Annotated in this window: 26 protein-coding genes; 14 read left to right on the top strand and 12 right to left on the bottom strand. The window is 64.1% G+C overall.

Annotated features, from left to right (window positions below; translation table 11 throughout):
- Positions 1-101 precede the first annotated feature (101 nt).
- Complete coding sequence (locus AC0L16_RS12380) at positions 102-1,349, top strand: aromatic ring-hydroxylating oxygenase subunit alpha (RefSeq protein WP_473621022.1); 1,248 nt, start codon at positions 102-104, stop codon at positions 1,347-1,349.
- Positions 1,350-1,372: 23 nt separating this feature from the next.
- Positions 1,373-2,488 (top strand): FAD-binding oxidoreductase, encoded by a 1,116-nt coding sequence (locus AC0L16_RS12375; protein ID WP_473621021.1) that lies wholly within the window; start codon positions 1,373-1,375, stop codon positions 2,486-2,488.
- A gap of 113 nt (positions 2,489-2,601) precedes the next feature.
- On the opposite strand, the gene AC0L16_RS12370 is transcribed toward AC0L16_RS12375, so the two are convergent.
- The 5 genes from AC0L16_RS12370 to AC0L16_RS12350 all read right to left on the bottom strand — a co-directional run bounded on the left by AC0L16_RS12370 (position 2,602) and on the right by AC0L16_RS12350 (position 6,866).
- A complete protein-coding gene (locus AC0L16_RS12370; RefSeq protein ID WP_473621020.1) occupies positions 2,602-3,348 on the bottom strand; it encodes an FAD-binding oxidoreductase in 747 nt (248 codons plus the stop codon).
- The gene (locus tag AC0L16_RS12365) at positions 3,345-3,956 is read right to left on the bottom strand and encodes a molybdopterin-dependent oxidoreductase (RefSeq protein WP_473621019.1); all 612 of its coding nucleotides are present in this window, start codon (positions 3,954-3,956) and stop codon (positions 3,345-3,347) included. The genes AC0L16_RS12370 and AC0L16_RS12365 overlap by 4 nt, the downstream gene beginning before the upstream one ends.
- Before the next feature lie 85 nt (positions 3,957-4,041).
- Entirely contained in the window at positions 4,042-4,761 is a 720-nt protein-coding gene (locus AC0L16_RS12360; RefSeq protein WP_473621017.1) for an MBL fold metallo-hydrolase, read from the bottom strand.
- 50 nt (positions 4,762-4,811) lie between these two features.
- Positions 4,812-5,978: a diphosphate--fructose-6-phosphate 1-phosphotransferase gene (locus AC0L16_RS12355; RefSeq protein ID WP_473621016.1), complete on the bottom strand. Its 1,167-nt coding sequence runs from the start codon at positions 5,976-5,978 to the stop codon at positions 4,812-4,814.
- A gap of 120 nt (positions 5,979-6,098) precedes the next feature.
- Positions 6,099-6,866, bottom strand: a complete 768-nt coding sequence (locus AC0L16_RS12350; protein WP_473621014.1) for a L,D-transpeptidase — start codon at positions 6,864-6,866, stop codon at positions 6,099-6,101.
- Positions 6,867-7,053: 187 nt separating this feature from the next.
- Between AC0L16_RS12350 and AC0L16_RS12345 the strand changes: the two genes are divergently transcribed.
- Entirely contained in the window at positions 7,054-7,677 is a 624-nt protein-coding gene (locus tag AC0L16_RS12345) for a LysE family translocator (protein ID WP_473621013.1), read from the top strand.
- A 203-nt stretch (positions 7,678-7,880) separates the two neighbouring features.
- On the opposite strand, the gene AC0L16_RS12340 is transcribed toward AC0L16_RS12345, so the two are convergent.
- Positions 7,881-8,285: a hypothetical protein gene (locus AC0L16_RS12340; RefSeq protein ID WP_473621012.1), complete on the bottom strand. Its 405-nt coding sequence runs from the start codon at positions 8,283-8,285 to the stop codon at positions 7,881-7,883.
- Between the two features lie 154 nt (positions 8,286-8,439).
- On the opposite strand from AC0L16_RS12340, the gene AC0L16_RS12335 reads away from it, so the two are divergent.
- Together AC0L16_RS12335 and xylB are read left to right on the top strand one after the other, a co-directional pair.
- Positions 8,440-9,762 (top strand): tetratricopeptide repeat protein, encoded by a 1,323-nt coding sequence (locus AC0L16_RS12335; protein WP_473621011.1) that lies wholly within the window; start codon positions 8,440-8,442, stop codon positions 9,760-9,762.
- An 80-nt stretch (positions 9,763-9,842) separates the two neighbouring features.
- A complete protein-coding gene (xylB, locus tag AC0L16_RS12330) occupies positions 9,843-11,297 on the top strand; it encodes a xylulokinase (RefSeq protein ID WP_473621009.1) in 1,455 nt (484 codons plus the stop codon).
- 29 nt (positions 11,298-11,326) lie between these two features.
- On the opposite strand, the gene AC0L16_RS12325 is transcribed toward xylB, so the two are convergent.
- The gene (locus tag AC0L16_RS12325; protein ID WP_473621008.1) at positions 11,327-11,689 is read right to left on the bottom strand and encodes a nuclear transport factor 2 family protein; all 363 of its coding nucleotides are present in this window, start codon (positions 11,687-11,689) and stop codon (positions 11,327-11,329) included.
- Between the two features lie 113 nt (positions 11,690-11,802).
- Here AC0L16_RS12325 and xylA point away from each other — a divergent pair, with 113 nt between their 5' ends.
- Together xylA and AC0L16_RS12315 are read left to right on the top strand one after the other, a co-directional pair.
- On the top strand, positions 11,803-13,128 hold the full coding sequence (xylA, locus tag AC0L16_RS12320) for a xylose isomerase (protein ID WP_473621006.1): 1,326 nt from the start codon (positions 11,803-11,805) through the stop codon (positions 13,126-13,128).
- Between the two features lie 185 nt (positions 13,129-13,313).
- Complete coding sequence (locus tag AC0L16_RS12315; RefSeq protein ID WP_473621005.1) at positions 13,314-13,520, top strand: hypothetical protein; 207 nt, start codon at positions 13,314-13,316, stop codon at positions 13,518-13,520.
- Between the two features lie 5 nt (positions 13,521-13,525).
- On the opposite strand, the gene AC0L16_RS12310 is transcribed toward AC0L16_RS12315, so the two are convergent.
- Positions 13,526-14,506, bottom strand: coding sequence for a GlxA family transcriptional regulator (locus AC0L16_RS12310; protein ID WP_473621003.1), 981 nt, complete (start codon positions 14,504-14,506; stop codon positions 13,526-13,528).
- Positions 14,507-14,618: 112 nt separating this feature from the next.
- On the opposite strand from AC0L16_RS12310, the gene bcoG reads away from it, so the two are divergent.
- From bcoG to AC0L16_RS12280, 6 genes are all read left to right on the top strand, one after another.
- Positions 14,619-15,530 carry a 3-dehydrocarnitine:acetyl-CoA trimethylamine transferase BcoG gene (bcoG, locus tag AC0L16_RS12305; protein WP_473621002.1) on the top strand — a complete coding sequence of 304 codons (912 nt, stop codon included), beginning with the start codon at positions 14,619-14,621 and terminating at the stop codon, positions 15,528-15,530.
- 122 nt (positions 15,531-15,652) lie between these two features.
- Positions 15,653-16,726, top strand: coding sequence for a 3-hydroxyacyl-CoA dehydrogenase NAD-binding domain-containing protein (locus AC0L16_RS12300; protein ID WP_473621000.1), 1,074 nt, complete (start codon positions 15,653-15,655; stop codon positions 16,724-16,726).
- A gap of 4 nt (positions 16,727-16,730) precedes the next feature.
- Positions 16,731-17,894 (top strand): acyl-CoA dehydrogenase family protein, encoded by a 1,164-nt coding sequence (locus AC0L16_RS12295; protein WP_473620999.1) that lies wholly within the window; start codon positions 16,731-16,733, stop codon positions 17,892-17,894.
- A gap of 3 nt (positions 17,895-17,897) precedes the next feature.
- Positions 17,898-19,976 carry an acetate--CoA ligase family protein gene (locus AC0L16_RS12290; RefSeq protein WP_473620998.1) on the top strand — a complete coding sequence of 693 codons (2,079 nt, stop codon included), beginning with the start codon at positions 17,898-17,900 and terminating at the stop codon, positions 19,974-19,976.
- Positions 19,969-20,751 carry a carnitinyl-CoA dehydratase gene (locus AC0L16_RS12285; RefSeq protein ID WP_473620997.1) on the top strand — a complete coding sequence of 261 codons (783 nt, stop codon included), beginning with the start codon at positions 19,969-19,971 and terminating at the stop codon, positions 20,749-20,751. Before AC0L16_RS12290 ends, AC0L16_RS12285 begins: the two co-directional genes overlap by 8 nt.
- 222 nt (positions 20,752-20,973) lie before the next feature.
- Complete coding sequence (locus AC0L16_RS12280; protein WP_473620996.1) at positions 20,974-21,915, top strand: alpha/beta hydrolase; 942 nt, start codon at positions 20,974-20,976, stop codon at positions 21,913-21,915.
- A 63-nt stretch (positions 21,916-21,978) separates the two neighbouring features.
- Here the strand turns inward: AC0L16_RS12280 and AC0L16_RS12275 are convergent, their stop codons facing one another.
- The 4 genes from AC0L16_RS12275 to AC0L16_RS12260 all read right to left on the bottom strand — a co-directional run bounded on the left by AC0L16_RS12275 (position 21,979) and on the right by AC0L16_RS12260 (position 25,489).
- On the bottom strand, positions 21,979-22,965 hold the full coding sequence (locus AC0L16_RS12275; RefSeq protein WP_473620995.1) for a Gfo/Idh/MocA family protein: 987 nt from the start codon (positions 22,963-22,965) through the stop codon (positions 21,979-21,981).
- A gap of 362 nt (positions 22,966-23,327) precedes the next feature.
- Positions 23,328-23,903, bottom strand: coding sequence for a YceI family protein (locus tag AC0L16_RS12270; protein WP_473620994.1), 576 nt, complete (start codon positions 23,901-23,903; stop codon positions 23,328-23,330).
- 70 nt (positions 23,904-23,973) lie between these two features.
- A complete protein-coding gene (locus AC0L16_RS12265; protein WP_473620993.1) occupies positions 23,974-24,552 on the bottom strand; it encodes a cytochrome b in 579 nt (192 codons plus the stop codon).
- A gap of 46 nt (positions 24,553-24,598) precedes the next feature.
- Entirely contained in the window at positions 24,599-25,489 is an 891-nt protein-coding gene (locus AC0L16_RS12260) for a LysR family transcriptional regulator (RefSeq protein ID WP_473620992.1), read from the bottom strand.
- A gap of 96 nt (positions 25,490-25,585) precedes the next feature.
- Between AC0L16_RS12260 and AC0L16_RS12255 the strand changes: the two genes are divergently transcribed.
- Positions 25,586-26,581 carry an aldo/keto reductase gene (locus tag AC0L16_RS12255; protein ID WP_473620991.1) on the top strand — a complete coding sequence of 332 codons (996 nt, stop codon included), beginning with the start codon at positions 25,586-25,588 and terminating at the stop codon, positions 26,579-26,581.
- The last annotated feature ends 22 nt before the right edge of the window (positions 26,582-26,603 follow it).

The following is a 26,603-nucleotide window of genomic DNA, read 5'->3' as shown; positions in this document are numbered from 1 at the left end:
GATCGCGGTGGGCGGTCAAGAGGTGGATGATGCATGTCGCCGGCGTGCAAGCGGTCCTCCCTCCATCACCACCAGTTCAGTCCTTTACACGAGGACAGGACATGGACGCGCGCAACGACATGCTGAGGCTCTTGCACGGCCGCAGGCAAGGCTATTCGCTCGAGCAGCCCTTCTACACCGATCCAGATTTCTTCAAGCTCGACATGGAGCTGATCTGGTATAGCGACTGGCTGTTCATCGGCCACGATTGCGAGTTGCCGAAACCTGGCAGCTACATCACCGCCCAGATCGGCGACTACCCGCTCGTGCTGGCCCGCGACCAGCAAGGCAAGATCAATGCCTTCCACAATTCCTGCCGCCATCGCGGCAGCCGTGTCTGCAATGCCGACAAGGGCACTGCGGCGAAGCTGGTCTGCCCCTACCACCAGTGGACCTACGAGCTGGACGGCCGGCTCTTGTTTGCTCGCCATATGGCGGACGGCTTCGACAAGAGCCAGTTCGGCCTGAAGCCGGTGGCTTGCGAAAGCGTTGGCGGCTACATCTTCATCTGCCTGGCCAACGAGCCGGCGGACTTCGCGCCGATGCGCGCCATGATCGAGCCTTACCTCCTGCCGCACCGGCTGCGCGAGGCAAAAATCGCCTTCGAATCGACCATCGTCGAGAAGGGCAACTGGAAGCTCGTCTGGGAGAATAACCGCGAGTGCTACCATTGCGCCGGCAACCATCCGGAACTCTGCAAGACATTCCCGGAAGCGCCGACCGTCACCGGCGTGCAGGGCGCCGACAGCGATCCGGAGATGCTCGCCCACTGGGCGAAATGCGAGGCGGCGGGCTTGCCGAGCAAATTCCGCATCGATCCGGCCGGGCAGTATCGCGCCACCCGCGCGCCGCTGCTGCGCGACGCCGTCAGCTATACGATGACGGGCAGACGCGCGGTGAAGAAGGACCTTTCCGACAGCGTTTCGACCGACCGTATCGGCTCGCTGCTGCTCTATCACTATCCGACGACCTGGAACCACATCCTCGGCGATCATGCCGTCACCTTCCGCGTGCTGCCGATCAGCGCCACGGAAACGGCCGTCACCACCAAATGGCTTGTCCATAAGGACGCGGTCGAAGGCGTCGACTACGACCTCGCCGAGCTTACCCATGTCTGGACCGAAACCAACGATCAGGACCGTCGCATCGTTGAGGAAAACGCCTTCGGCATCCTGTCGCCGGCCTATGAGCCCGGCCCCTATTCGGAACTGCATGAGGGCGGCGTCATCCAGTTCGTCGAATGGTACGCCTCCTTCATCGGGCCGCGCCTTGCCGAGGCTGGGCGGCCGGCGCTGCGCAGCGTCGCCTGAGCGAGGTCAAGGGGATGAATGCAATGACGGACCTTGGCCTCTATCGCCATCTCGACGAGATGGCGCCCTGGAACGACAGGCTCCAGGTGCTGGAAGTCATCGGCGTCAGCGACGAGGCGCCTGAGGTGAAGACCTTCACCTTCCGCTCCGACAACCAGACCTGGTTCCGTTACAGACCGGGGCAGTTCGTGACGCTGGAACTGCCGACCACCGAGGGCCCGTTGATGCGGACCTATACGCTGTCGTCCTCGCCGTCGCGGCCGTTCTCGATCGCGGTGACGGTGAAAGCGCAGACCGGCAGCCTCGGCACACGCTGGATGTTCGACAATCTGAAGCCCGGCGTTCACGTGAAGGCCTATGGGCCGGCGGGCGACTTTTCGCTGCACAGCCATCCCGCGGCCAGGTATCTGTTCATTTCGGCTGGCTCCGGCGTGACGCCGATGATGTCGATGCTGCGCTGGCTGAACGACTGCGCGCCATGGACAGATGTCGGCTTCGTCAACTGCGCGCGCAAGCCCGAGGAGATCATCTTCCGCAAGGAGCTCGAGCTGCTCGGCAGCCGCATGCCGGGCCTGACGCTCGGCTTCATGATCGAGGAGCGGTCCAGTCGTGAGGGCTGGTTCGGCCATATGGGCCGGATCGACGCGATAAGGCTGCCGCTGCTGGCGCCCGATTTTCGCGAGCGTGAAATTTTCTGCTGCGGCCCCGACCCGTTCATGCGCGCCGTGCGGCAGATGCTGGAGGCGGCCGGCTTCGACATGGCCAACTATCATCAGGAGAGCTTTGCGGCCCCGGGGGTGGAGGAAATACCGGCTCCCTTCGGTTCGCCGGCAGAAGGTGGGCCGGCAGAGGACGGGGTCGAGATACCTGCCGAGGCCGCAACGCCGATCCGCTTTTCACTTTCGGATGTCGATGCCGAATGCGTTGCCGGCCAGACCGTGCTGCAGACGGCGCGCGCTTCGGGCGTACGAATTCCCGCAGCCTGCGAGTTCGGCCTGTGCGGAACCTGCAAGGTGAAAAAGGTCTCGGGCACAGTCGAGATGAGCCACAATGGCGGCATCCTCGATCACGAGATCGACGACGGTTTTATTCTCGCCTGCTGTTCAAGGCCGCTGTCGGCGCTCGAAATTGAGGTCTGATAGGTGGGGGGCTTGAAGCGCGTCGCGGCTGAATGGATTCATGCGACGCGCTTTAAGTTATTGTTATGCATGTCGTTATCGCAAAACCGCTGCACACTTTTGCGCGACATGCATTAGACCCCATAGCGTTCGGTGCGGATAAGGCTTGCCGGAACGCCGGCATCGGTCAGCGCCTGGGCGGCGGCCGACACGAAGGCATTCGAGCCGCAGACAAAGGCGAACCTTGGCGGCGCGGGCAGCCGCAGCATCGATTGCTCCATCATCGCGACATCGACCCGCCGCGAATAGTCTGTCGGGCGCCAGGCGGCCTCGCGGGTCAGCGCCAACACCAGATCGAAGCCGTCCCGGCGATTGTGGAATTCGATCAGCTCGTCGCGAAAGATCACCTCGTCCCAGACCCTTGCAGAGAACACCAGCACCGCGGGCACCGTCGATTTGCGCGCCGCGCGATGGCGGGTCATCGCCATCAGCGGCACCACGCCGGACCCGCCGCCGACCAGCAGAAGCGGGCCGCCGTCGCTGTCGGACCAGACGAAGTGGCCGCCGAGCGGTCCGCGCAGTTCGACCTCGTCGCCGACCGCCGCGATATCGTGGAAGAAGGGTGAGACCTCGCCGTCATCGAGCCTTTCGATCGCCAGTTCGATCGTCCCGCCGGCTTCCGGCGCCGAGGCGATGGAGTAGGAGCGGCGCGCCTGATAGCCGTCCGGCGCCGTCAGCCTGACATCGACATGCTGCCCGGCACGATAGGCAAAGGGCCGCGACGGCTCGAGGAAAAAGCTGGTGACGCGCGGCGTGCGTTTTTCGATGCGGGCGATGGTCACCGTCTGCCATGGCGACTGCGCCGCCGGCGCGTCGCTCATGGATCGCCCGTATAGCGCTGCTCGCGCCACGGGTCGCCATAGATGTGATAGCCGCGCAGTTCCCAGAAGCCCGGCTCGTCGCGCTCGGTGAACTGCAGCCCGTTCAGCCATTTGGCCGACTTCCAAAAATAGAGATGCGGAACCAGCAGCCGCGCCGGGCCGCCATGGTCCGGCGTGATCGGCTTGCCTTCGTAAAGCAGCGCCACCATCGCCTTGCCGGCAGTGAGATCCTGCGTCGGCACGTTGGTTGTATAGCCGTCGAAGGACAGCGCCAGCGTGAAGACGGTCGGTGGCTCGATGCCGGCATCCGCCAGAATATCGTCGACCAGCACACCTTGCCACGCCGTGTCGAACTTGGTCCACGCGGTGACGCAATGGATGTCGCGCGTCATTTTGGTCAAAGGCAGCGCGTTGAACTCTGTCCAGTTCCACGTCTTGATCGGTCGCGGTCCGTGCTTGAGCGTGAACGACCAGTCCTCGGTGCGCACACGCGGCGTCGGCCCGGCCGACAGCACCGGAAACCCTTGCTCGAGATACTGCCCCGGCGGGATACGCGCATCCGCATCCGTCGGGGGCTTTCGTCCTGAAGAGAAGCCGCGGGTGATCATCGAGACAAATCCGTTTGCATCAGGCCGCCGGTCGGCCTTCACCAATGTTGTCAAAGATACTCTGGCGGGCAACCAGATTCTTGGCTTATGCGCCGTCTGTTCGCCTGAGATAACCGGTGGCGATCTCGCGCATGCGTTTGGCGTCGAAGCTTGGCCCATGGCCGCCATGGCCGATGCTGACGGGCAGATCGAGCAGCCGCTGCATGGTTCGGCGATAGGCTGATCGGTCGGAATCCGGCAGGTCGTCGATCAGCATCGCGTCGTAGATGGCGTCGCCGGCGAAGAACAGCCCGTCGGCCTCATCGAACAGCGCGATCGAATCGGGCGAATGGCCGGGCAGATGCAGCACGCGGAATTGCCGGTCGCCGAGGTCGACCAGATCGCCCTCGTCAAGCGTCCGCGTCAGCGGCGCCGGCGGGATTCTGTATTCGGCTGCTCTCCAGCCGGGCGCCGGCAGCCTCGAGACGGCGCCGTCGAGTTCATGAAACATGTGGGCGTAGGTGACGGCGTCGTCCATGCTGTCGAATTGCGCGGCACTCATCCTCGGCCCCGCCCGCAGCGGGAATTCGTGCAGCGAACCGACATGGTCAAGGTGGATATGGGTGGCGACGACGAGCAGCGGCTTGCCATCAGGCGTGTCGATCTCCGGCGCCAGCGGGCAAATCCCCATGCCGGTGTCGACAAGCAGGTCGACGTCGCGGCCGCGCAGATGCCAGATGTTGGCGCGCACGAAATCATGCACGAACGGCTCGGTCAGCATCGTCGTATCGGCGTCGATGACGGTCTTGCTGAACCAGTCAAGCATCTAGCAGATATCCGGCATCACGAGATTTCCGGCATCAGAAGCGAGCCGGCTCAGACGAACGGCTTTCCGACCTTGTACTTTTCGGGAACCAGCCGCTTCAGATAGGCCATCCCCGCGTCGGAGAGTTGGTTGGCATCCGGCAGCATGAAATCGTCGGGCATGTGACGGGTCTTGCCGGCAACGTTTTTCAGCGGCACCTTGTTCAGCACGGTTTTCTCGCCGTCATATTGCAGGGCCACCGAGCCGCCGCCCTGTTCGGCGACAGCGACCGCAAAGACGCCGGCATCGAAGGCTTCCTGCGCATCGACGGCATTGATGGCGCCAACATAGCCGCGCGGCATGTAGCCGAGCGCATCGACGCGCGCCCGCTTGCCCGGCAATCCTTCGGCCAGCGCGCGCTCGAGGGCGGCCGGCAGGTCGCTGCCCGACAGCTTGACGTTGCCATGCGCATCGCGCTCCAGTTTGTCCGGCGGCACAAGGCTTTCGACCAGCGCCTTGCCGTCGGCGGTGCTGACGCCTTCTGAGACTGCGACGATGCAGCGCTTGTGGCGATCCAGCGTGGCGCGCACGTCGTCGATGAAGGCCGCGGCCGAGAACGGACGCTCCGGTACATAGAGGAGATGCGGGCCGCTGTCGGGATCAAGCTGCCATGCGGCGGCGGCGGCGGTGAGGAACCCGGCGTGCCGGCCCATGACGATGCCGACATAGATGCCCGGCAGAGCACGGAAATCGAGGTCGACCGAGAGAAAGGCGCCGGCGACGAACTCGGCTGCCGAAATGAAGCCCGGCGTGTGGTCGTTCTCCTCCAGATCGTTGTCGATGGTTTTCGGCGCATGGACGAAAGCTATCTTGCCGCCGGCGGCGTCGGTCAGGATCTGCTGCGTGCCGGACGTATCGTTGCCGCCGATATAGATGAAGGCATCGGCGCCCGCCTTCTTCAGGCCGTTGAGGATGACCTCGCAATAGGCCTCGTCCGGCTTGTCGCGCGTCGAGCCAAGCGCGGCGCTCGGCGTCGCCGCAATCAACCGCAACCGGTCCTCAGGGATAGCCGAAAGATCGACATAGTTGCCGTCGCGGATGCCGCGCACGCCATGGATCGAGCCCAAAACCTTGGCGCCGGGATGCCGTTTGCGGATCTCGAGTGTGGCGCCCACCACCGTCTGGTTGATGACGGCGGTCGGGCCGCCGCCTTGCGCGATGACAAAAGTTCCGGACATGCTTCACGTCTCCCGAGCAGTGGCTTTGCAAGGCACATTCGCCTGTCTTGCGAGATCGCGCAACGGGAGAGTCGAGCGGCCGCCGCCAGCCGCCTCGAGGTCAGACGATGACCGGCAGGGTCAGACGACGACGACCGGGTTTTTCCTGGAGACCCGGCTGTAGAGGTCGATGATGTCCTGATTGATCAGGCGAACGCAGCCCGACGACATCGCCTGGCCGATGCTCCACCATTCGGGCGAACCGTGGATGCGGTAGCCGGTGTCCTGGCCGTTCTGGTAGATGTACAGCGCACGCGCGCCGAGCGGGTTGTCGAGGCCGCCGGGCTGCCCGGCCTGCCATTTCACCAGTTCCGGCTTGCGGGCGATCATCTCGGCCGGCGGCCTCCAGGTCGGCCATTCCTTGCCGTACTGGATGTTGGCGCGGCCGGACCAGCGGAAGCCTTCCTTGCCGATGCCGACGCCGTAGCGGATCGCGTCACCGCCGGGCTGCACCAAATAGAGCAGCCGCTCCTGCGAATGGACGACGATGGTGCCGGGCTGCTCGCCGGTCGGGTCGACGACGATCTGGCGGCGGAACTCCGGCTTGACCTTGAGGTAGGGCACTTCCGGCAGCGTGAAGCCGCCGTCGGTGACGGAGGCATACATCACACCAGGGCTGGTGATGTTCTTGTCGACGCTGATGCTCGGGCGGATGGGAGTGATCGCGCCAGTGGTGACGCCGTCGAGTTGCAGCGCCGACAGGTCGAGTGTCTGGCTGCAGCCGGCGACGCCGAGCAGCGCCAGCGCACCGGCGCCGGACAACACTGCGCGGCGGGAAAGCTGGATTTCGGAAATTTCGAATTCGTCGCCATTGTGCGGCGGCGTCAGACCTTGCGGCAACTCACGCATCTACCCAAACCCTACGCTGTCGGCGGGAAACACGGTCCGGCCGGATAGAGTGCATTTTTACCAATCATGGTTGAAAAAGCGTGAAGAACCGTTGCCCGATGTTAACCGAGGCATTTTCGATTTTTGCCCCTTTACATCTTTGCGAGGCCAAGGATTTATCCTCTTCTTTGAGCTCAAGGAGACGAACATGTCCTTCGAAAACTGGGCCGCCTTTGCCGCCGCCTCGACGATCCTTCTTGTCATTCCCGGCCCGACCATCCTTCTGGTCGTGTCCTATGCGCTCGGCCAGGGCTGGCGCACAGCGCTGCCGATGGCGGCCGGCGTAGCGTTTGGCGATTTTACCGCGATGACGCTGTCGATGCTGGGCATCGGCGCGCTGCTGGCGGCGTCGGCCACCGTATTCACGGTGCTGAAGGTGGTCGGCGCCTTCTATCTGATCTATCTCGGCATAAAGCTGTTTCGCGCCGGTGGCACGCTCAAGGCCGAGCCGCGCCTGGACGCGGTGTTCTCCGCCAAGATGATGGCGCATGCCTGGCTGGTCACCGCGCTCAATCCGAAAAGCATAACCTTCTTCGTCGCCTTCCTGCCGCAGTTCCTCGACCGGCACGCCGATTTCTGGACGCAGATGCTGATCTTCGAAACGACCTTCCTGGCGCTCGCCTTCGCCAATGCCTTCGGCTACGCGCTGATCGCGGCAAGGGCGCGCAACGTCGTGCGTAATCCCCGGGCGATCCGCATCTTCAACCGCACCGGCGGCACGCTGCTGGTCGGCGCCGGTATCGCCACGGTGGCGATGCGCTCGGGCAATTAGAGCAGACGAAATTCGCCTGCCGCAATTTTGCTGCAGGCCCAGAAACTACGAATTACGGTGACAGTACACCATTCGCTTCTCCCCGCCTGCCGCAGTTTCCACGGTTTTCCGGTTTGCTCGGCAGTCGGGGCCAGAAGCGCTTCACTGTCCACCGGCCGCGCAGATGCCGACATCGGCGACGCGGCAGTGCGAGAGCCGGACACTTACTCAAGGGCCGCCTCGATCGCCAGGATGATCTTCTCGGCTTTCAGCGTCGAGAGGCTGATGCCCTTTTCAGCAAAATAGGCGGCAGCAAGCCGCACAGCTTCGCGCAACGACATGCCCACAAAGCCAGCTATATCCTCACCATCGGCGACGAGCTGCGGAATGGCGATCATCACCACCAAGCCTTTCTGCTCGCGAGAGAAGTGGCCGAGCTTGTAGCCCTCAAACTCAGGCTTACTGACCGAGCCAGGCAGAATGAAAATCGGATTTATCCATGCCTCGGTACCATCGTTATAACCCGCATCACGGACATCGGTGGCGACGTTCATTGCCTTGTTGAGCATTGAGTGGACGAGGCTGCCGCGCTGTTCTGGGCCGCCAAATTGATTCCCTATCGCTATCATTGCCGTATCTCCAGGTGACCTTGCCAAAGAGTCAAACCGTCGCCTACATATTTGCTGAATCCGCAGCCGGTGCCGGCCCAGACCTGATTAGCGCGCTGACCGCTAATGTTCTAAGAACGGATCCACAAATTGTGTGTTCGTCGATGGGTAACTCATGGCAGTCAAGGATGCATTCGGGCTGACATTTTCTGGCGCGACCGAGGCCGGGTTCTCGTCCTACAGCCAGGCTGTGCGCGAACTGCAATGCTTCATCGGCGATCCGGTCGGCTCGGTCGATCGCGCCATCGCCGAGGATCCCGGCTTCGTCATGGCGCATGTGTTCAAGGGCTATCTCTACGGTCTCGCCACCGAGCGTGAGGCGACAGCCGTGGCCAGGACATGCCATGAGGCGGCACGACCGCTTGCCGCCACGACGCGCGAGCAGGCGCATGTCGCAGCACTTGGCCATCTTGCCGCAGGACGCTGGCATGACGCCGCCCGTCTGCTCGAGGATATCGCCATCGAGTTTCCGATCGACGCGCTGGCGCTGCAGACCGGGCACCAGATCGATTTCTTCACCGGCAATGCCCGCATGCTGCGCGACCGCATCGGTCGCGCGCTGCCGTCGTGGCAAAGCGGCATGCCAGGCTACCACGCCATACTCGGCATGCAGGCGTTCGGGCTGGAGGAAATGGGCGACTATGCGCGCGCCGAAAAGCTTGGCCGCAAGGCAGTCGACATCGAGCCGCGCGACGGCTGGGCGCAGCACGCCGTCGCTCATGTCATGGAAATGCAGAGCCGGCAAAGGGACGGCATCGCATGGATGCGCGCCAACCCCGACGCGTGGACGCAGGAAAGTTTTCTGCAGGTGCACAATTGGTGGCATCTGGCGCTGTTCCACTACGATCTCGGCGAGACCGACGAGGTGCTGGCGCTCTATGACGGGCCGATCTACGGCGAGCGCTCGACGTTGGCGCTCAACATGGTCGATGCTTCGGCGATCCTGTGGCGGCTGCATCTCGGCGGCGTCGATGTCGGCGCCCGCTGGGCGGCGCTCGCCGCCAACTGGGCCACGGCCAGCGCCGGCAACTATGCCTTCAACGATGCCCACGCGATGATGGCCCTCGTCGGCGCCGGCCAAGAGGCGCCGGTTCGCACCTTGCTCGAAGCGCAGCTCGAGGCCATGCGCGGCAACGACGACAACGCCGCTTTCACCCGGGATGTCGGCCATCCCCTGACGCTCGCCGTCAAGGCATTCGGCGACGGCAATTATGCCGAGACGGTACGTCTGATCCGGCCAATCCGGGCGATCGCCCACCGCTTCGGCGGCAGCCACGCGCAACGCGACGTCATCGACCTGACGCTGATCGAGGCGGCGCTGCGGTCGGGCGACCATGCGTTGGCAAGGGCACTTGCCGCGGAACGGGCGCTGGCGCGGCCGGACAGCCCGCTCTCGGCGCTGCTTACGCGGCGCGCCACCGATTTGTCGGAGAATTGACCGGAGGCGGATCTTGTCTTAAAAACTGCCAGTCAGATTTTTTCGAGATCCGAAAAAATTAATGGCATTGGGAGGACACCATGTATCTCGGCCTCGATCTGGGCACGTCGGGCGTCAAGGCGCTGTTGATCGATGCCGGGCAGAGCATCATCGGCTCCGGCCACGCGTCACTCGACGTGTCGCGGCCGCACCCCGGCTGGTCGGAGCAGAACCCCGCCGACTGGATCCGCGCCTGCGAGGAAGCGATCACCGAGCTCAAGGTTTCTCATCCAGAACATCTCGCCACCGTCAGAGGGATCGGCCTGTCCGGTCAGATGCATGGCGCTACATTGCTCGATGCCGGCGACCAGGTGCTGCGCCCCTGCATCCTGTGGAACGACACGCGCAGCCATGCCGAGGCGGCCAAGCTCGACGCCGATCCGCGCTTTCGCAAGCTGACCGGCAACATCGTCTTTCCCGGTTTCACCGCGCCAAAGCTGGTCTGGGTGAAAAACAACGAGCCGGATGTTTTCGCCAAACTGGCAAAGGTCTTGCTGCCGAAGGATTTCCTGCGGCTCTGGCTCACCGGCGAGCATATTTCGGAGATGTCGGACTCGGCCGGCACGTCCTGGCTCGATGTCGGCAAGCGAGGCTGGTCGTCCGACCTGCTTTCCGCCACGTCGCTCGACGAGAAGCAGATGCCGTCACTGGTCGAAGGCACTGAGAAGGCCGGCGCCCTGCGCAGCGAACTGGCCTCGAAATGGGGAATGCAGGCGGGCATCCCGATCGCCGGTGGCGCCGGCGACAATGCGGCGTCGGCTTGCGGCATGGGCACTGTTGCCGCCGGCCAGGCCTTTGTCTCGCTTGGCACGTCAGGCGTGCTGTTTGCCGCCAATGCGGCCTATCTGCCCAACCCGGAAAGCGCGGTGCACACATTCTGCCACGCGCTGCCCGACACCTGGCACCAGATGGGCGTCATCCTGTCGGCAACCGATTCACTCAACTGGCTGTCCGAAATATCAGGCAAAGGCGCCGGCGAGCTGACCGCCGAGCTCGGCGATACGCTGAAGGCGCCGACCGGCGTGTCCTTCCTGCCCTATCTCTCGGGCGAGCGCACGCCGCACAATGATTCGGCCATTCGCGGCTCGTTTACCGGGCTTGCGCATGAATCGAGCCGCGCCGTGTTGACCCAGGCCGTGTTGGAGGGCGTGGCTTTCGCCTTCCGTGACAGTCTCGAAGCCCTGACCAAGGCCGGCACGACGCTGGCGCGGGTGACGGCGATCGGCGGCGGCTCGCGCTCGCACTTCTGGCTGAAGGCAATCGCCACCGCGCTCGGCCTGCCCGTGGACATTCCCGCCGACGGCGATTTCGGCGCCGCCTTCGGTGCAGCGAGGCTTGGCCTGATCGCGGCGACGGGTGCCGATCCGCTCAGAGTGTGCACGGCGCCGGCCACCGATGCCACAATCGAGCCGGTCGCCGCGCTAAGCAACGCCTATGCGGATGCCTATCAGCGTTACCGCTTGCTTTACCCGGCTATCAAGGCGGCCACGGCGTGAGTGGTTTCCCACCCCCGCCGCGGCCCGAGTCACTGTGCCGGGACCTTGTCGAGAAAGCCGGTGACGCTTTTCAGGCGGCCATTCTCGATGACGCCGATGTCGGTGCCTTCGATGACGGAATCAGTGCCTTCCGGCCCGAGATTCCACGAGAAGCGGATCGTGTCGCCAAACCCGTCCGGCTTGCCCTTCAGCGAAAACCGGAAGCCGGCAAAACGCTGCTGGACGCCGTCGATCAGTGCGGCGACGCCGTCATGGCCGTCACCCTGCATGATCGGATCGCGGTAGCTGACGTCATCGGTGAAGGCGGCCTTGAGCAAGGCTTGCCGGCGCGCGGCATCGCTCTCGTTCCAAGCGGCGATGTAGTTTTCGGCGATCGTGTTGAGGTCGGTCATGGTCTGTCTCCGTTGTTGATTGGCTTTGACATGACCTTTTTCATCCAGCGCCAGCGCGAAACCAATTACGCCTGAGGTAATCAGGACCGAACCCTGCGAGAGGACAGACAGACATGACCAGCGGCTTTTTCGGCGACATCCAGAAGATCAAATACGAGGGGCCGGATTCGACCAATCCGCTGGCCTACCGGTTCTACAATCCCGATGAAATTGTCGCCGGCAAGCGGCTGGAAGACCATTTGCGCTTTGCCGTCGCCTACTGGCATTCCTTCGCCTGGCCGGGCGGCGATCCATTTGGCGGCCAGACCTTCGAGCGGCCGTGGTTCGCCGAGGCCGGTGGCACCGACACGATGGAACTGGCCAAGCTCAAGGCCGATGTTGCCTTCGACATGTTTTCGCTGCTGGGTGTTCCCTATTTCTGCTTCCACGATGCCGATGTGCGGCCGGAGGGAAAAGACTTTTCTGAAAGTGCCGCGCGGCTCGACGAGATCGCCGATTACTTTGCGGCGAAGATGAAGCAGACCGGGGTCAAGCTGCTTTGGGGAACGGCCAACCTGTTCTCCAATCGCCGCTTCATGGCGGGAGCCGCCACCAATCCCGACCCGGACGTCTTCGCCTATGCGGCAGCGACGGTGAAACACTGCATCGATGTCACAAAGCGGCTGAAGGGCGAGAATTATGTGCTGTGGGGCGGCAGGGAAGGCTACGAGACGCTGCTCAACACCGACCTTGCCCGCGAGCAGGAACAGGCCGGCCGCTTCCTCAATCTGGTCGTCGACTACAAGCACCGGATCGGCTTCAAGGGCACCATCCTGATCGAGCCGAAGCCGCAGGAACCGACCAAGCACCAGTATGACTATGACGTCGCCACCGTCTACGGCTTCCTGAAACGCTTCGGGCTGGAGAAGGAGGTCAAGCTCAACATCGAGCAGGGCCACGCGATCCTGGCCGGCCATTCTTTCGAGCATGAACTGGCGCTGGCCAATGCGCTCGGCATTTTCGGCTCGATCGACATGAACCGCAACGACTACCAGTCGGGCTGGGACACCGACCAGTTCCCCAACAATGTGCCGGAGATGGCGCTGGCCTACTATCAGGTCCTGCAGGCCGGTGGCTTCAAGTCCGGCGGCACCAATTTCGACGCCAAGCTTAGGCGACAGTCGCTCGATCCGCAGGATCTGCTGATTGGCCATATCGGCGGCATGGATTGCTGCGCACGCGGCCTCAAGGCCGCCGCGCGCATGGTCGGGGACAAGGCGCTGTCGGCCCCGCTGGCCGAGCGCTATGCCGGCTGGAACTCGGCCGAGGCCAAGGCGATGCTTGCCGGCAAGCGGACGCTGGAGGAGATCACAGAGCGCGTCGTCAAGAAGAAGATCGAGCCGCAGCCGAGATCCGGCCGCCAGGAACTGCTCGAGAATATCGTCAACCGGTACGTCTGAGGTGCCGCACCGGCGGGTCTCTTGACGATCCGCCGGCCCGGAACAGCTTTGCCGCGAGGGCGGAACCGACGACAAGGTTTTGCCTCGCACCGCCCCTCAATCGCCTCGCTCTTGCCTTCAAACAGCCGTCACGAATCTAGTATATGTTGTTCGTGGCGGGAACAGAAAGAAGGAGGCGAAACGATATGCAGCACGAACGCGAAATCGACGCCCTGCTCTCATCTGGCGAGGGATCGATTATCGACCGGCTGATGGCGCTGCCGCATCCGAAGGATGGCGCGCGAGGTGCGAACGAATGGGATCGCGCCGTCGCCAGCCGCTTCGAGACCCATCTTGCGAGACAGATGCGCTCGCAAATCGGCGGCAAAAGCGACCGCCAGGACGCTGCCTAATCCGACTATCCCCTACGCAGCCTGACCGGCGCTTCGCCGAAAGCTCTTGAAAACGCCCTGGAAAATGCCGCGGCGGACGAGAACCCCGTTCGCCCGGCAATATCAGCCATGGCCACACGCGTGTCGACCACCAGCCGGCGCGCGGCACCCAGCCGCAGCCTGAGATAATAGGCGCCCGGCGTCTCGCCGATCGACTTGCGAAAGATGCTCTCCAGTGTTCGTGCCGTCACCCCGGCACGCTTTGCCACCGCGGCAATGGTCAAGGGCTGGTCGACATGGGTTTCCATCAGCCGGATGGCTTGCGCCAGCCGCGGATCGTAGCCGTCGAGGCGGCCGAGCGAGACCAAAGGCTGCGCGTCGGTCGCGGCGCGTGCCTGGTCGTAGATGAAAACACTTGCCACATCGAGCGCGACGGCCATGCCGAGCCGCGTGCGGATCAAATGCAGCATCAGGTCGAAGGTCGGTGAAGCGCCACCGGACGTGAAGACCGGCCCGTCGATGACGTAGCGGTCAGGGCGGACGTCGACATCGGGAAAGGCCGAGGAAAACTCCTCCATGTCCTCCCAATGGGTGGTGGCGCTGCGCCCTTCCAGCAGACCGGCGCGGGCGACCAGCCAAGTACCGGCTTCGACGCCGCCGCAGGCGCGCGCGGCGCGCGCCGCGCGGCGCAGGCCGGCAAGCAGAGCCGATGTGGCGTAGTTCTGCGTGCCGAAACCGGCGACGACGACAAGCACATCCGTCGTATCCGCCGCATCGAAGCGGCCGCTGACCGCAACCGGCAGGCCGCATGTGGTGACCGGCGCTTCGCCGGTCACCGAAACCAGCCTGAAATCGAACAGCGTCTCGCCGGCAATACGATTGGCGGCGCGCAGCGGATCGACGGTCGATGCCACGCACATGATCGACGACCCGGAAAACACCAGCAGCGTCACCTTGAGCGGCGACCGTTCGGCGCGAAAGATCGACGGCTTTTCGCTTTTCATCATACATGCTTCGTAAAATGCAAAACAGTTTCCGGCAAGTCAGGCATTGTTGCCATCTGTTCGATTGGGCCCATGTTTGATCGGAACCATCTGTGCTGATTGGGAGAGAGAGCCGATGCCGCTTGCGATGAACCGTGAGGTTTTCATTACCTGTGCCATAACCGGGTCCGGCAGCTCGCAGGACCGCAGCCCGCATGTGCCGCGTTCGCCCAAGCAGATCGCCGATTCGGCCATCGATGCGGCAAAGGCCGGTGCGGCGATCGTCCACTGCCATGTGCGCGACCCCGAAACCGGCAAGCCGCGCCGCGACGTGCAGCTTTATCGCGAAGTGACCGAGCGCATCCGTGCGGCAGACGTCGACGTGGTGCTGAACCTGACCGCCGGCATGGGCGGCGACATGGTGTTCGGTTCGCCGGAAAACCCGCTGCCGCTGAACGAAAAAGCCACCGATATGGGTGGCGCCACCAACCGCGTGGAGCATGTGCGCCAGTGCCTGCCGGAGATCTGCACGCTCGACTGCGGCACCATGAATTTCGCCGAGGCCGACTATGTCATGACCAATACGCCCGGTATGCTGCGCGCCATGGGCGGCATGATGACGGCGCTTGGCGTCAAGCCGGAGATCGAGGCCTTCGACACCGGCCATCTGTGGTTTGCCAAGCAATTGGTCGAGGAAAAGGTGCTGGACCCGGATGCTCTCGTGCAATTGTGCATGGGCGTGCCATGGGGCGCGCCGGACGATCTCAATACTTTTATGGCGATGGTCAACAACGTGCCGTCGGGTTGGACCTGGTCGGCGTTCTCCATCGGCCGCAACCAGATGGCCTATGCCGCCGCCGCGGTGCTGGCCGGCGGCAATGTCCGCGTCGGGCTCGAGGACAATCTCTGGCTCGACAAGGGCGTGCTGGCAACCAATGCGCAACTGGTCGAGCGGGCGGTCAGCATCGTGTCGAACATGGGCGCTAGGGTCATCGGCCCCGATGAAGTGCGCAAGAAGCTCAATTTGACGAAGCGCGCGCCGCTTTGAGAAGGGATTCGGTAGGGGGAGCCGCCGATGAAGACCGTGAAATTCACCGCGATGAGGGATGGCGACCGCGACAATGACGTCACCGACCCAGCAATAGCCAGGACAAGAACCGGAGTTCCCGCATGAGCATCATCACCAAGGCAGCTGCAATCGGCGGCGGCGTCATCGGCGCCGGCTGGGTGGCGCGGCTGCTCTTGAACGGCATCGACGTGTCGATTTTCGACCCCGACCCCGAAGCCGCGCGCAAGGTCGGCGAAGTGATGAAAGGCGCGCGCCGCGCCTACAAGCAGATGCTGCCCGACGGCCTGCCAAAAGAAGGCAAATTGACCTTTGCCAAGACCATTGCCGACACCGTCGCCGATGCCGATTTCATCCAGGAAAGCGTGCCGGAACGGCTCGACCTGAAACACCGGGTGCTGGCCGAGATCGACCTCTATGCGCCGGCCAATGCCATCGTCGGCTCCTCGACCTCCGGCATCAAGCCGACCGACATGCAGGTGGCCATGAAGAAGCATCCGGAGCGGCTGGTCGTCGGCCATCCGTTCAACCCGGTCTATTTGCTGCCGCTGGTCGAGATCGTCGGCGGCGAGCAGACCTTTCCCGAGGCGATCGAGGTCGCCAAGGAGATGTACGCCTCGATCGGCATGAAACCGGTGGTGATCCGCAAGGAGATCGAGGCGTTCGTCGGCGACCGCCTGCTGGAGGCGGCATGGCGCGAGGCGCTGTGGCTGATCAAGGACGGCATTTGCACGGTCGAGGAACTCGACGACATCATGCGCTATGGCTTCGGCCTGCGCTGGGCGCAGATGGGCATGTTCCAGGTCTACCGCGTCGCCGGCGGCGAGGCCGGCATGCGCCATTTCATGGCGCAGTTCGGCCCGTGCCTGAAATGGCCGTGGACCAAGCTGATGGATGTGCCGGAGTTCAACGACGAACTGGTCGACCTGATCGCCACGCAGTCGGACGACCAGGCGGATGGCCTGTCGATCCGCGAGCTCGAAAAGATCCGCGACGACAATCTGGTCGCCATCATGGATGCGCTGTCGAAGCAGAACAAAGGCAAGGGCTGGGGCGCCGGCGCCTTGCACAAGGACTATACCAAACAGCTCGCCAAGCTTGCGGCGAAGAAGCCCACCGCCTCCAAGGCGGCCGAGAAGGCCAAGGCCGAAAAGCCGAAGAACAAGAAGAAAGGCTGAGACCATGGATTTTGGCCTCTCCGAGGAACAGAAACTGATCGTCGAGACGACGCGCGCCTTCGTCGAGAACGAGCTTTACCCGCATGAACGCGAGGTCGAGCGCACCGGCGTGCTGCGCCGCGAACTGATCGAGGAGATCAAGGCCAAGGCGATCGAAGCCGGGCTCTATGCCGCCAACATGCCGGCGGAGGTCGGTGGCGCCGGCCTCGATACGGTGACCTGGCTGCTTTACGAAAAGGAACTTGGCCGTGCCAATTACGCGCTGCACTGGACCTGTGTGGCGCGGCCTTCCAACATCCTCTTGGCCGGCACGCCGGAGCAGCGCGAAAAATATCTTTATCCCTGCATTCGCGGCGAGAAGTGGGATTGCCTGGCGATGACCGAGCCGGGTGCCGGCTCCGATCTGCGCGGCATGACGGCGACCGCAGTGCAGGACGGCGACGACTGGGTGCTGAACGGCACCAAGCATTTCATCAGCCATGCCGACCTCGCCGATTTCGCCATCGTCTTCATGGCCTCGGGAGAGGAAGAGTCTTCGCGTGGAAAACGCAAGAAGATCACCGCCTTCTTCGTCGACAAGGGTACCGAGGGTTTTACGGTGCGTGACGGCTACCGCAACGTCTCGCACCGCGGCTACACCAACGCCATCCTCGAATTCGACGATTGCCGGCTACCCGGAGCCCAGGTTCTCGGCGAGGTCCACAAGGGTTTTGATGTCGCCAATTCATGGCTTGGCGCAACCCGCCTGCAGGTTGGCGCCACCTGTCTCGGCCGGGCCGAGCGGGCGCTTGGCCATGCCGTCGAATACGCCGCGCAGCGTCAGCAGTTCGGCCAGCAAATCGGCAAGTTCCAGGGCGTGTCGTTCAAGCTCGCCGACATGGCGACCGAACTGAAAGCTGCCGACCTGATGGTGTTCGAGGCCGGCTGGAAGTACGATCAGGGCACCGTAACCGATCAGGACATGGCCATGGCCAAGCTGAAGGCCACCGAAATGCTTGCCTTCGTCGCCGACGAGGCGATCCAGATCCATGGCGGCATGGGGCTGATGGACGATCTGCCGCTGGAGCGCATCTGGCGCGACGCCCGCGTCGAGCGCATCTGGGAAGGCACGTCGGAAATCCAGCGCCATATCATATCGCGGGCGCTGCTGCGCCCGTTCGGGGGCTGATCGATGCACAGGCTTGAACGCCTTCTGCGTCCGCGCTCCGTTGCCGTGTTCGGCGGCGCGCAGGCGGCAACTGTCGTCGCGCAATCGATCAAGATGGGCTTTGCCGGCGAGATCTGGCCGGTGCACCCGAGCAAAGAGCAAGTCGCCGGGCGCAAGGCCTACTGCTCGGTGGCCGACCTGCCCAGCGCGCCTGACGCTGCCTTTGTCGGCGTCAACCGGCATTTGACCATCGAGGTGGTCAAGGCGCTGGCCGAGCGCGGCGCCGGCGGCGCCGTCTGCTTTGCCGCCGGCTTTCTCGAGACCGAGGCTTATGACGAGCATGGCGAGCGATTGCAGGCGGAACTGGTCGCTGCGGCGGGCCAGATGCCGATCATCGGGCCGAACTGCTACGGCCTGATCAATTATGCCGACGGCGCGCTTTTATGGCCCGACCAGCATGGCGGCATCAGGCTGGCCGAGGGTGGCCGCGGCGTCGCCATCATCACCCAATCGTCGAACATCGCCATCAACATGACGATGCAGAAGCGCGGCCTGCCGATCGCCTTTCTGATGACCGCCGGCAACCAGGCACAGACCGGCCTTTCCGAAATCGCGCTCGGCCTGATCGAGGACGATCGGGTCACTTCGCTCGGCCTGCATATCGAGGCCTTCGATTCGGTAGCCGGCTTCGAAAGGCTGGCCGCGCGGGCGCGAGAGCTGAAGAAGCCCGTTATCGCCATGAAGGTCGGCCGCTCCGAGCAGGCGCGGCAAGCGACGGTGTCGCATACTGCGTCGCTGGCCGGCTCGGACGCTGCCTCGGGCGCCTTCCTGAAGCGGCTCGGCATCGCCCGCGTCGATTCCATCCCTGCCTTCATCGAGGCGCTCAAGCTGCTGCACGTCACCGGTCCCCTGCCCGGCTACCGGCTGTCGTCGATGAGCTGTTCGGGCGGCGAAGCGTCTGTCATGGCCGACAGCGCCGAAGGCCGCTGGGTCAACTTCCCGGCGCTGACCGACACCCACCGCGCCCACGTCAAATCGACGCTCGGGCCGCTGGTTGCGGTGGCCAACCCGCTCGACTACCACACCTTCATCTGGAACAACGAGCCGGCGATGACCGCCACCTTCACCGCCATGGTGTCGGGCGGCTTCGACCTCAACATGCTGGTGCTCGATTTCCCGCGCCCCGACCGCTGCTCCGACACCGACTGGTGGACGACGCTGCGCGCCTTCGAATCGGCGCTGAAGACCAACAAGGCGCAGGGCGCGATCGTCTCCTCGCTGCCGGAGAACCTGCCCGAGGAATACACCGCCGGGCTGATGGGACGCGGCATGGTGCCGTTGTTCGGCATTTCCGAAGCCATGGACGCCGCCCAGGCGGCCGCCTTCATCGGCTGGGCGTGGCGCGAGCCGCAGGCGCAGCCGGTCGACACCTCCGCTTCCGGGGCGCCGGCCGGCGACCATGTCACGCCTGATGAGGCCGAGGCGAAAGCGCGGCTGATCGAGGCCGGGCTTCCCGTGCCGAGCGGTGAACGCGCCGGCAATGCGGTCGAGGCGGTCATCTCCTCGATGGCGCTCGGTTTTCCGGTTGCGCTGAAGGCTTTGGGAGTCACCCACAAATCCGAGCTCGGCGCGGTGCGGCTCAACCTCAGGGACGCCGAATCCGTCAGCACGGCCGCCCATGATCTCGATGCGCTCGGCACCGGCCTCTATGTCGAGCGCATGGTACGCGACGGCGTCGCCGAGCTGCTCGTCGGCTTCACCCGTGACCCGATGTTCGGCGCGGTGATGACGCTGGGCACCGGCGGCGTGCTGGTCGAGCTGCTGCGCGACAGCGTCACGCTGATGCTGCCGGCGACATGCGACGACATCGAGGCGGCGCTGCGCCGGCTCAAATTGTTCCCGCTGCTCGAAGGCTATCGCGGCCGGCCCAAGGCCGATCTCGCGGCGGCCATTGACGCGATATCAGGTATTGCCGCCTTCGTGCAGCAAAATGCCGGCGAGATCGAGGAGCTAGACATCAACCCGCTGATCGTCTGCGCGCAGGGCAAAGGCGCCTGGATCGCCGACGCGCTGCTGGTGCTTGGAGAAAACAAGAATGTCTGACGTCATTACCACCCGCCGCGAGGGCACGATCCTCGAAGTCGTGCTCGATCGGCCCAAGGCCAATGCCATCGACCTGAAAACGTCGCGGCTGATGGGCCAGACGTTCAAGGCGTTCCGCGACGATCCGGATCTGCGGGTCGCTATCGTCAAGACTGCCGGCGACAAGTTCTTCTGCGCCGGCTGGGACCTGAAAGCCGCGGCCGGCGGCGATGCGGTCGACGGCGACTATGGCGTCGGCGGGTTCGGCGGACTGCAGGAACTGCGCGATCTCAACAAGCCGGTCATCGCCTGCGTCAACGGCATGGCGGTCGGCGGCGGCTTCGAGCTGGCGCTGTCCTGCGACCTCATCTACGCGTCGGATCACTCCTCCTTTGCGCTGCCCGAAATCCGCGCCGGCACGCTTGCCGATGCAGCGACGATCAAGCTGCCGAAGCGCATTCCCTATCATATCGCCATGGACCTTCTGCTCACCGGCCGCTGGATGGATGTCGCCGAGGCGCATCGCTGGGGTCTGGTCAACGAGGTGCTGCCCAAGGAGAAGCTCGAGGACCGCGTCTGGGAGACCGCCCGGCTGCTGGCCGGCGGCCCGCCGCTGGTCTTTGCCGCGATCAAGGAGACGGCGCGGGTCGCCGAATCGCTCACCTTCCAGGACGCGATGAACCGGGTGACACGCCGCCAGTTGCCGACGGTTGACGCACTGTACGGCTCGGAGGACAATCTCGAGGGCTTTCGCGCCTTTGCCGAAAAGCGCGACCCGGTGTGGAAGGGGAAGTGAAGGTATCGCGGAGATGATTGCGATCCGGCCCACCCCCCTCTGCCCTGCCGGGCATCTCCCCCGCAAGGGGGGAGATTGGCAGCTTCGGCTATACATCCCATCCTGCGACGTTGAAGATTGGCGAAAGCCGACACGATATCCAATCTCCCCCCTTGCGGGGGAGATGGCCGGCAGGCCAGAGGGGGGTGCCCAGGCTCAACCTTGGCAGCCCATCCAGCGCCCATGACCGACTACAAAAAACTCATCGACGCCGAGACCTGGGCCTTCATCGAGCGGACCAATTCCTATTTTCCGCCTGATGCGATCGACCACACGATCGATCAGCAGCGTGAAATCTACGACCGCATGTGCCGTGAATTCTCTGCCGGCCGCCCAGACAATGTTACGGCGGAAACTACCGCCATTGCCACGCCCTGGCATCCCATCCCGATCCGCATCTACCGCACACCCGCGCCGGAAGCGGCGGCGATGATGCTTTATTTCCACGGCGGCGGCTTTATCCTCGGTGGGCTCGACAGCCATGACGACCTCTGCGCCGAGCTTTGCAGCCGCACCGGCTATGAGCTGGTCTCGGTCGACTACCGGCTGGCGCCGGAACAGCTTCACCCGGCCGCTTTCGACGATGCCATCAGCGCCTTCGAATGGGCGGCGACGACCTATAAGCGCCCGATCCTGCTTTGCGGCGACAGCGCCGGCGGCAATCTCGCCGCCGCGGTCAGCCATGCGACGCGCGGCCATGCACGAAGGCCGATCGGCCAGGTGCTGATCTATCCCGGCCTTGGTGGCGACCGCTCGCAAGGCTCTTACGTGACCCATGCCGAGGCGCCGATGCTGACGGTCCGCGATCTCGATTTCTACACGAATATCAGGACCGGCGGCGAAGACCGCACCGGCGATCTCACGCTGTCGCCGCTGGCCGATGCCGATTTTGCCAATCTGCCTCCGACCGTGCTGATAACCGCCCAATGCGACCCGCTGTCGTCGGACGGCGAGGCCTATCGCGACCGCGTCGTCGCGGCAGACGGCCACGCGTACTGGTTCGAAGAGCCGGGGCTGGTGCATGGCTATCTCAGAGCCCGGCATACGGTCGGCCGTGCGCGCTCAAGCTTTACCCGGATCGTTGACGCGGTGTCGGCTCTGGGAAGGGGCGAATGGATCTGGTGAGGGGTCTAGCCCACACCGCGTGACGCCGCGCGGCGGCGCTCCTCCCCGGCTTTGGCGATTTTGTCAGACCGTCTCCCAGCCTTCCCTCTCGCCGGCGCGGAAGATGGCGTCGATGACCTTCTGGTTGAGCACGGACTCTTCCAGCGTGAAGACGCGGTCCGTGCCGCCCTGTGCCGCCCGTGCGAAGGCCTCGACCTCCAGCCGGTATTGCTGCATGCCAGGGAAGCGGAACACTTGCGCCTCGCTGTGGTTCTGGTTGTGCAACTCGATGCGATGATGGTCGTAAATTCCGGCGTTGAACGGCGAAAGCACCTCGATGAAGCCCTTCTCGCCATGGAACACCATCACCTGCCGCGCCGCCATCTGCGTCGACAGATAGAACGACAGTTCGAAGTCGCCGAAATCGGCGCGGATCGAGGAGTAGATATCGGTGCCGAATGTCTTGTCGCGCTCGATCGTCGCCTGGACGCGCAGCGGCTCCTTGCCGGTCGAAAAGCGCGTCGACACCGTCGGGTAGACGCCGATGTCGGGCAGCGCGCCGCCGCCGAGGTCGAGCTGGTTGCGCATGTTCTTGGGATCTACATTGTAGTAGGAGAACGCGCCCTGGACATGGCGCAGCCGGCCGATGGCGCCGTTGGCGATCAGCTCGCGCACCTTGATCCACTGCGGGTGGTAGACGACCATGAAGGCTTCGCAGACCAGCACGTTTTTGGCATCGCGCAGCTTGATCAGCGGCGGAATGTCCTTGGCATCGAGCGCCAGCGGCTTTTCGACCAGAACATGCTTGCCGGCCTCGATCGCCTTGGCGGTCCATTCGACATGCTGCGCGGTCGGCAGCGGAATGTAGACGCCGTCGACCTCCTTGGATGCGAGCAGCTCGCTATAGGAACCGAAGGCATGGGGCGCGCCGAAACGATCGGCCAGGGCACGGGCTTTCGACAGATCGCGGCTGGCGATCGCCGACAGCACGCCGTTCTCCGCCTCGACCATTGCAGGCAAAAGATGCTCGCGGCCGATCTTGGCCGTCGACAAAACACCCCATCGGAACATCAGGTTTCTCCCTCTTGATTGCAGGAATGGAGGTTTGCCTGAAATCCGGGAAAAAGCCAATGCGAAGCATGGCAGCGAGCAAGGCGACCGTCTGCGGCTTGTCCGGATGCCGGCGCTGCCCTCCGCAGAGCTTGGGTTCCTCGCCCCACGAAGTGGGGAGAGGTGGCCCGGCGAAGCCGGGACGGAGAGGGGCCTTCGGCGGTTGGGGAACTCGCTGTTTGAACGCGCCTTTTGGGTTTGCATCACGATCAGTCTCGCGCCCTGCCCTTGCAGGACTTTGCTTCGCGACCGTCGTCCCCCTCTCCGTCCCGGCTTCGCCGGGCCACCTCTCCCCCGCTCTCGCGGGGGCGAGGAAGAACCGCTCAGCCCCTTTTGCCAGTCAGCGTCATGTCGAAGTCGACGATGTTGGAATAGATCGGCGTGCCGACATCCATGCCGTAGCGCGACCGCATCACCTTGCCGGTGACATGGAATCTGATCGTGCCAGCCTTGAGGCCGCTAAGCTCGGCCGAGAATTTTTCCGGAAAGGTCTTGCCGCGCGCCGTCAAACGGCCGGTGATAAGGGCTGACGTGTCTCCGGTGCGTTTCACGCTGGTCGAGCGGAACTGGATTTCCGGGTTGTTGGCGGCGTCGAACACCGCGTCGGAGCGAAGGAAGGCGTCAACGCGGCGCTGGCCGGTGCCGACGCTTTCGGGAAAGATGGTGATATTGACCTGGGAGCGCCCGATATTGCTGTTGTCGATGCGGATGCTGCCCTTGAAGCGGGCGAAGGCGCCGGCGAGCCCGCCGCCGCCGGCCTTGCCGACGGAGAAACGGATGCTGGAGCCGGCCGGACTGATCGTGTAGCTGCCGGCAGCGTCGCTGAGTGCTACCGCCGCGAAAACAGGCATGGCAAGGCACGTGGCGACCGCTGCAAATCCGAAGATGCGCGCAAGCATGGGCGTGATCCTTTTTTGGAGGCAACGATTCTCTAGCGCCCTCGCCCCATCAACGAATGAGCCGCCTGCTCTATTCCGCGCTGTGATCCGACGAAGGCGTGATCATGCGCGTCAGCACCGTGTCCTTCAGCCAGAAATGATGGCGCAGCGCCGCGGCGATATGCAAGGCGACAAGTCCGATGCCGGCATAAGCGAGATACCAATGCGCCGACGTCCAGAAGCTTTCCGCCGGGTCCGATTCCGCGAGTGGCAGATCCGGCATAACGAACAGGTTGAACGGCACGCTCGGGATCTCCAGCATCGACACCGACACCAGCGCCCAGCCCGACAGAGGTAGCGCAAGCTGAAACACGTAGAGCGCAAAATGGACGAGCGGCGCCACGCGGCGCTCTAAAGGCCCGACCGAGTCCGGCAGCGCCGGCGCTGCGTTGCCGAGACGCCAGGCGATGCGCAGGATCACCAGCCCGAGCAGCAGAAAGCCGAAGGATTTGTGTAGCTGGATCAGTTCGAAGGCGGTGCGCTGGCTGGACAGCCGCACCATGACGAAGCCGAGCACGAACTGGCCGATGAAGATCGCGGCGATCAGCCAATGAAGGACGATTGCCGCCCAGCCATAGCGGGTGGTGTCGTTTGTGATCAATACGGGCATGGCCAGCAAACGATCGCGGCCCCGGCTTTCTTCCACTGCCGACAGTCTATCCCGCCGTCTTGAAGAAATCGATAAAGGCTCGCAGCGCCGGCCGCATCTGGCGGCGGCTCGGGTAGTAGGCGAAGAAACCGTCGAAGGGCGGGCACCAGTCTTCCAGCACGCGAATGAGCCGGCCGGTGGCCAACGCCTCGCGGACATAGTCCTCGAACAGAAAGGCAAGCCCAGCGCCGTCGGCCGCCGCATTGGCGATCAGATGGTCCTCGTCGAGGATCAGCGGGCCTTCCACCGCCAGCTCGATCTCCTCGCCGTCCTTCTCGAATTCCCAGCGGTAGAGGATGCCGCTGGAGAAACGGAAGCGGATGCAACGGTGACCGACGAGATCGTGCGGATGGCTCGGCCTGGGCATGGTCGCGAAATAGGATGGCGCGCCGACGACGGCGCCGCGAAGGTTTGGCCCGATGCGCACAGCGATCATGTCGCGCTGCAGGCTCTCGCCGAGCCGCACGCCGGCATCGAAGCCGCCTTCGACGACGTCGGTGAAGCGGTCTTCGATGACGATCTCCAGCACTATGTCCGGATAGGCGGATGCAAAGGCACCGAGCCGCGGCGTCAGCGCCAGGTGGGCGGCGGTGCGCGGCACGGTCAGCCTGAGGTTGCCGGCCGGCCGGTCGCGCGCCTCGAGCGCCGATTCCAGCGCCAGATCGATCTCCGACAGCGCCGGCCTCAGCCGCTCGAGCAGCTGCGCGCCTTCCTCGGTCGGGGCGACGCTGCGCGTGCTGCGGGCCAGGAGCCGCACGCCAAGACGCGCTTCCAGGCTGGAAACCGCGTGGCTGACCGCCGATGGCGCGATGGCGAGCTCCTTGGCCGCGCCGCGAAAGCTGCCGCACTGGGCGACGGTAGCCAGCACCGCGAGTTGGGAAAGATGAGTTCGCTTCATTGATCTATTTCTTGGAACAGCCCGTGCAAATGAGAGCCGATTATCGAACGCGGTGCAAGGCGCTATCTCTGCCGCATCACAACAAGGAGACGCGTGATGCAAACCCGCAAGCTTGGAAATGAACTTGACGTCTATCCGGTCGGCCTCGGCTGCATGGGGATGAGCTTCGTTTATGGCGGCCAGCCGGAGGTGAACGCGATCGCCACACTGCGCCGCGCCGTCGATATCGGCGTCAATTTCTTCGACACGGCCGAGGTCTATGGCCCGTACGAGAATGAGATCCTGCTTGGCAAGGCGTTGAAGCCGGTGCGCGACCAGGTGACGATCGCGACGAAATTCGGCTTCAAGATTCTCGAAGAAGGCAACGGCGTCGAGCGGATGGCCGGTGTCGACAGCCGCCCCGAACACGTCAAGGCGGTGGCCGAAGCGTCATTGAAGCGGCTGGGCACCGAGGTGATCGACCTGTACTACCAGCATCGCGTCGATCCCAATGTGCCGATCGAGGATACGGTCGGCGCCATGGCCGAGCTGGTGCAGGAAGGCAAGGTGCGCGCGCTCGGCCTGTCGGAGGCGAGTGCGGCGACCATCCGCCGGGCGCATGCCGTGCATCCGATATCAGCCGTGCAGAGCGAATATTCGCTGTGGAGCCGCGATCCGGAGGAAGAGGTGTTTGCCGTCTGCCGCGAGCTCGGCATCGGCTTTGTCCCCTACAGCCCGCTCGGCCGCGGCCTGCTGACCGGAACGATCGCCAAGCCAGAGGTGCTCGGCGCCGATGACTGGCGGCGTGGACTACCGCGCTTCCAGGCCGACGCCATGGCGGCCAATGCGGCTGTTATCGCCACGCTGGAGGCAGTGGCGGCGGACAACGGCGTGACGCCGGCGCAGCTGGCGCTCGCCTGGGTGCTGCATCAGGGCGATTTCATCGTGCCGATCCCCGGTGCGCGAAAAATCCGTCATCTCGAGCAGAATGCGGCAGCAGCACAGATTGCGCTGAGCCAGGCGGAAGTGGCGGCCATTGGCGACGCCCTGTCGCCGGAGAAGGTCGTCGGCAAGCGCTACCCCGAAGAAATGTTGGCGCTGGTCAACGGATGAACGCTGATCGACGGAGTAATCG

It is taken from the genome of Mesorhizobium sp. WSM4848 (assembly GCF_055811375.1).
This window is presented reverse-complemented; position numbering and strand designations above follow the sequence as displayed.